Raw genomic sequence first — 6513 nt, 5'->3', positions numbered from 1 at the left:
GCAGTGCATCTTGACCATGCCGCTGCTGGAAGGGCTGGACGGCGTCGAGAAGATTGAGGTCGCCAACACCGAATTCGCGGTGAAACACCGGATTCTGCGCGAGGCGCCGAAACGGCGGTTTTTGCTCTATCGGGAAGGATCGCGGCCGGCGGACATCGACAATTGGCTGCTCGACGTTGAGCTGGCGAACGGGGTGTTTAAGACCGACCAGGTGGCGATCTGGCTGAGTGATCTTGGGCTGCCGCTTAAGTTCGAGGACCTCGTGCGTGAGCATCAGGAATTCTTTCGCTCCAGCCGCCGGCTGGAGAAGCTGAAGACGATCATCCGGGGAGACGACACGAGGCCCGCGCTGCGACTTCGGATGCTCGGCGTCTGCGTCAGTGCGGACGGCGGTTTCGACACCGTGGTCGAGGCGCTGCTGGCGGAGCTCGCCGCTGGCCGCGACGATAGCCTGCGTCTGATCGACCGGGTCGGATTGGACGGATTCCTCTGGGATCAGATGGCCCGAATTTTCGGCTATCGCGCCGACAAACCCAGCGTCGGCGATTTCTCGATTACGCTGTTCAAGTCCTGCTACCAAACAGCCGTTGGTGGCGAGCCGATCCTGACCTCGGACGCCTTGGTGTTCTTCCGGCGCTGGAAGAACAACCGGAACGCCGGAGACGTTTTTGCAAAACTGTCGGCCGACTACGCCGAGGTGTTGGACGTCGCTGGGGATCTGGCCAAACGCGACTTTCGCACCTTGATCGAGATCGATTATTTCGAGGAGGTGGATCGGGCGATCATCCGCGCGCTGGTTCATGAACTCAGCGCCCAGACTGTGGCACAAGCCGATGTATTGGCCTGGATCCGCCGGCGCCGCCAGAGCCACTGGTACGGCAGCTATCGCGACCTCTACGAGGCGATCGGCTTCGCCGCCGAATTCCAGCAGGCTATGGCGCAGGTGACGCTCGGCATGACAAGCCTGGCCGAAGGCGTGCAACGCTATGCGAAGAGCTGGTTCAGGATCGATCAGCTGTACCGGAAATTCGTCTGGCACATGCAGAAATCCGGGCAGGCGACGCTGATGCGCGAGCTATCCGAGCAGGTCGAGAACCACTACGTCAACAGCTACCTCCTGCGCCTGAACGACGCCTGGCAGGTGCATGTGGACGTGGCCGAAAGCTGGTCAGCCCCGCCCATTCCGTCGCAGCGGAGCTTTTACCGTGAACATGTCGGCGAGTTCCGGCGGCGTGATCAGAAAATCTGCGTCATCATCTCCGACGCGCTTCGATATGAGATCGCCGAGGAGCTACTGGGGCGCATCCGGAGCCTCGACCGTTATGAGGCCGAGATCGAGCCGATGTTCGGCAGCCTGCCGAGCTACACCCAGCTCGGCATGGCCTCGCTCCTGCCCAATGGCGATTTGCAGATCGCCGACAATGACACTGCTACCGTTCTGGTGAACGGCCAGAGCTCACAGGGGCTCGAGAACCGCAGGAAGATCCTGGCGACCGGTCGGGTGGGTGACCGGGCCGCGGCCCTGAAAACTGAGGAACTGATGGGCATGGACAAGGATCGGGCGCGCGCGCTCATCCGCGATCATGACGTCGTCTACGTCTATCACAACCTGATCGACGCAATTGGCGACAAACAGATATCTGAGGAGCGCGTTTTCGAGGCGGCGGAGGATGCGATCGAAGAGATCGTCAGGCTGGTGAAAAAGCTCAACGGCGCCAACGCCGCCAACATGATCGTCACCGCCGACCACGGCTTCATCTACCAGCACCGGCCGATTGAGGAGAGCGACTTCTCCTCGGCCCAGGTGGAGGGAGACACGATCCTGTTCCGCGACCGGCGCTTCATCCTTGGGCACGGTCTGAAAGGCAATCACGGCTTGCGGCGCTTCACGCCCGACCAGGCCAACCTTCAGGGCTCGATGGAAATTCTGATTCCAAAATCGATCAACCGATTGCGCCGGCAGGGCTCGGGCAGCCGGTTTGTGCATGGCGGGGCGACACTGCAGGAAATCGTTGTGCCCGTCATGAAGATCAACAAGAAGCGCCAGAGCGACACCTCAGCGGTCGAGGTTGAGATCATCGGCAGTTCGAATCAGATGATCACTTCCAGCCAGATTTCGGTGCGCTTCTACCAGATCACCGCGGTGACCGAGAAAACCCAGCCCCGTCGGCTCCGGGCCGGCATCTACGCTCAATCGGGTGAGCTAATTTCTGACAGCCATGAGTTGGTGTTCGATTTACGTTCGGACAATCCGCGCGAACGCGAGGTCTCGGTCCGGTTCCTGCTGTCGCGCCAGGCCGACGCGTTCAACGATCAGGAGGTGATCCTGAAACTCGAAGAGCGTCACGGTGAGACATCCCACTTCCGTGAATACCGCACAGCTCGCTACAGGCTGAAGCGCAGCTTCTCCAACGATTTTGATTTTTGAGGGAGCGAGCGATGACCGCGCTGGACGACAAGATCAACGAACGCTTCCCCGGCCTTGTGGTGCGCAAGGACCTGGTCAAGGCGGTGAAGGGCAATGCCATCGTCCCTTCCTACGTCCTCGAATTCCTGCTGGGCCAATACTGCGCCACCAATGACGAGTCTTCGATCCAGTCAGGGATCGAGACCGTCAAGGAGATCCTGCGCAAGCATTATGTGCACCGCAACGAGGCGGGCCTGATCCGGTCGAACATCCGAGAAAAGGGCAGGTGGAAGGTGATCGACAAGATCAGCGTCGATCTGAACACCGACAAGGACGCCTATGAGGCGACCTTCTCCAATCTCGGCATCAAGAACGTCATTATCGATTCTAGCACAGTGAAGGCTCATCCGAAGCTGCTGGTCAGCGGCGTCTGGTGCATCGCCGACGTCGAGTATGAGCACAGCGAGGACAAGAACGTCTCACCTTGGGTCCTCAGCAGCATTAAGCCGATCCAGCTCTCCAAGTTCGACTACGACGCCTATCTGGAGGCGCGGGGAGGGTTCACGACCGACGAATGGATCGATCTACTTTTCCAGACAGTCGGCTTCGACCCAGAGATGTTCGGCCGCCGTAGCAAGCTCTTGCAGCTGATGCGCCTCGTCCCGTTCGTCGAGCGCAACTACAACCTGATCGAGCTCGGCCCCAAAGGAACGGGCAAGTCGCACATCTTCTCGGAATTCTCGCCGCACGGCATTCTGATTTCCGGCGGCGAGGTCACAGTCCCCAAGCTGTTCGTTAACAACAGCTCGGGCAAGATCGGCCTGGTCGGCTACTGGGACGTGGCAGCCTTCGACGAGTTTGCGGGTCGCCAGAAGCGAGTGGACAAGGCGCTTGTCGACATAATGAAAAACTACATGGCCAATAAAAGCTTCTCGCGAGGCGTGGAAACGCTTGGTGCTGAGGCTTCGATGGTCTTTGTCGGGAATACCAAACACACTGTTCCCTACATGCTCAAGCACACTGACCTGTTCGAGGAGCTTCCTGAGAAATATTACGACTCGGCATTCATCGATCGCCTCCACACCTACGTCCCTGGCTGGGAGATCGACGTCATCCGCGGCGAGATGTTTGCATCGGGATACGGGTTCGTCGTCGACTACCTTGCCGAGATCCTGCGGCACATGCGCAACGACGACTATTCAAACCGATATCAGGGCCTGTTCAGCCTGTCGTCGGATATCTCGACGCGCGACCGCGACGGTGTGAACAAGACATTCTCAGGCATGATGAAGCTCCTGTTCCCATCGGACAATGCGACCGAGACCGAAGTCGAGGAGATGCTGCATCTGGCAATGGAGGGTCGGAAGAGGGTCAAGGACCAGCTGCTTCGGATCGACAGCACTTACCCAGAAACCGATTTCTCCTTCACGGCGCGTGACGGTCGCAAGATTATCGCCGCGACGCTCGAGGAAACGGAATATCCTCAATACTACCACAAGCGTGCGGCCCGGCTCGAGGAGCCGGAGCCATCGGTGAAGCCGGCGTCCGATGCCGCCGGTATGCCTACGGCGCCCGCCGCACCGGCTGTGGCCGAGGTAAAGGCCAAGCCCATTGACCCGCGCGAGGGACACAGGGTTTTCAGCGAGAACCAGAAGGGCGTGACCTTCGCCGACCTATTCTGGCCCTGGATCGAGGGGGCCACGAAGATCGTCGTCACCGACCCGTATATCCGTATGTTCCATCAGATACGGAATCTAATGGAGCTCATCGAGATGATCGCCGTGCGCAAAGCGCCAGAGGATGAGGTCGCGGTGCACCTCATCACGTGTCTCGATGACACGTACCCTGATAAGCAGCAGGCCAATCTGATTGCCGTTGAGAATGCCAGCACGGCAGCCGGGATCAACTTCTCTTGGGAGTTTGACGGGACCAACACCATCCATGCGCGCCACATTGTCAGCGACGCGGGCTGGAAGATCAGCCTCGATCGTGGACTCGACATCTTTCAGAAGTTCGAGATGAACGACGCCTTCAGCCTAGCCAATCGGTTGCAGGCTTATCGTCAGGTCAAGGCCTTCGAAATAACCTATCTGCGCACAGGCTTTGGATCGGCGTAGTCGCGCTGCGAAGAGCCCGTACGCAGCCCTAGGGTGTTCGACGTGTGAGGCGTCTTCCTACATGGCCGCGCTATGACAGCCATTTCGACGGAGGACGGGGTGATGGCCCGTTCGCTGACTCGGGAGGGTCGTGGAAGCGCTGATCCTTGCCACGCAGACCGGCCCCATTTCGTCCCGCGAGGACTTCCTGGACGGCCTCCTCGATAGGGGCGCCCCGCTCGGCAAGCCAGGAGTATCCCTCCGAGGGCGGCCGTCTTGAGAATTGAGGTTCTGCGGTGAGAAAACGTCTGTATGGACGTCTATACAGACACATCGATCAGTCGGCTTGAGATCGTTGAGAGGGGCGGTCGGCGGCGCTTCAGCAATGAAGTGAAGCTGCGGATCGTCGAGGAGAGTTATTCGGGTCGGCGCCTGGGCTCGGCGACAGCTCGCAAGTACGGGATCACACGCGCGCAGCTGAACGACTGGCGTGATGCTGCGCGCGCCGGGCGGTTCGGCCCGACTTCGAGCTCAGGATTTGTTCCGGCGGTCCTCGTGCCGGAGGTCACGGCGACGAGCGGCCCGCTGATGGTAGAGGGCCGCGGTCGGATTGAGATCGTGACGACGAACGAGCGGCGGGTGATCGTGGACCGCGATGTCGACGTCGAAGCTCTGCTGCGGATCGTGCAAGCGCTGGAGCGACTTGCGTGATCCCGGTTCCGACGGGCGTGCGGGTCTGGCTGGCGACGGGCTACACGGATATGCGCCGCGGCTTTCCGGGCCTGTCGTTGCAGGTGCAGGAAGTGCTTCGCCGGGATCCGCTGAGCGGTCATCTGTTCTGCTTCCGGGGGCGTCGAGGCGACCTTTTGAAGGTGATCTGGCATGACGGCCAGGGCGCCTGCCTGTTCACGAAAAAGCTGGAACGGGGCCGGTTCCTTTGGCCGTCTCCGGCGGACGGGGCGGTGACGATCTCGACGGCGCAGATGGGTTATCTTCTGTCCGGAATCGACTGGCGAAATCCGCAGGAAACCTGGCGTCCGACGCGGGTCGGCTAGGATTTGCCTTTTGAAATCGCAGGCAAAATCTGATTCACTGGCTTCGTGATGGTGACGCCGGACGATCTTCCTTCGGACCTCGCGAGTGCCCTGGCGGCACTGCGGGCCGAACGCGAGGCACGGCTGCAAGCCGAGGCGGTGGCCGCGAGCGCGCAGGCGAAACTCTCGGACACCGAGGCGCTGATCGCGCATCTGCAACTGATGATCGAAAAGCTGAAGCGCGAGAAATACGGCCAGCGCTCCGAACGCACGGCACGGCTGATCGAGCAGATGGAGCTTCAGCTCGACGAGCTTGTAACTGCGGCGAGCGAGGACGAGCTTGCCGCGCAGACTGCGGCGACAAAGAGCGGGACCGTGCGCGCCTTTACGCGCAAGCGGCCGGTGCGCAAGCCCTGGCGGGAGGATATCGAGCGCGAGCGTGTCGTCATCGATCCTCCCACCGCCTGCACCTGCTGCGGCGGATCGCGGCTGTCGAAGCTGGGCGAGGACGTCACCGAGACGCTGGAAGTGATCCCGCGCCGGTTCAAGCTGATCGAGACGGTGCGCGAAAAGTTCAGCTGCCGCGATTGCGGCAAGGTCAGCCAGCCGCCGGCGCCGTTCCATGCCACGCCGCGCGGCTTCATCGGGCCGCAACTGCTGGCGACGATCCTCTTCGACAAGTTCGGCATGCACGCTCCCCTCAACCGTCAGAGCACGCGCTTCAAGGCCGAGGGGATCGACCTGCCGCTATCGACGCTGGCGGACCAGGTCGGCCATGGCACCTTCGCCCTGAAGCCGGTCTTCGATCTGATCGAGACCCATGTGCTCGCGGCCGAGCGCCTGCATGGCGATGACACGACGGTCCCGATCCTGGCGAAGGGAAAATGTGCGACCGGGCGGATATGGAGCTATGTTCGCGATGATGGCCCCTTCGCTGGCCCCGCGCCGCCGGCGGCGGTGTATTACGCTTCAGGCG

Annotated in this window: 4 protein-coding genes and 1 pseudogene; all 5 read left to right on the top strand. The window is 61.1% G+C overall.

Going from position 1 to position 6513, the window contains the following annotated elements:
- Window positions 1–2428 (top strand): BREX-1 system phosphatase PglZ type A (gene pglZ, locus JHD07_RS09710; RefSeq protein ID WP_291621439.1); only part of this gene is annotated, 2428 nt, incomplete at its 5' end.
- Window positions 2429–2439: 11 nt separating this feature from the next.
- Entirely contained in the window at window positions 2440–4524 is a 2085-nt protein-coding gene (gene brxL, locus JHD07_RS09705; protein ID WP_291621437.1) for a BREX system Lon protease-like protein BrxL, read from the top strand.
- 291 nt (window positions 4525–4815) lie between these two features.
- Window positions 4816–5214 carry a transposase gene (locus tag JHD07_RS09700; protein ID WP_291621434.1) on the top strand — a complete coding sequence of 133 codons (399 nt, stop codon included), beginning with the start codon at window positions 4816–4818 and terminating at the stop codon, window positions 5212–5214.
- A complete protein-coding gene (tnpB, locus tag JHD07_RS09695) occupies window positions 5211–5558 on the top strand; it encodes an IS66 family insertion sequence element accessory protein TnpB (protein WP_242218777.1) in 348 nt (115 codons plus the stop codon). The genes JHD07_RS09700 and tnpB overlap by 4 nt, the downstream gene beginning before the upstream one ends.
- Before the next feature lie 45 nt (window positions 5559–5603).
- Window positions 5604–6513: pseudogene (locus JHD07_RS09690) on the top strand (IS66 family transposase); the annotation flags it as partial.

Origin of the sequence: Bradyrhizobium sp. (assembly GCF_016462955.1) — a bacterium.
GTDB lineage: Bacteria > Pseudomonadota > Alphaproteobacteria > Rhizobiales > Xanthobacteraceae > Bradyrhizobium.
This window is presented reverse-complemented; position numbering and strand designations above follow the sequence as displayed.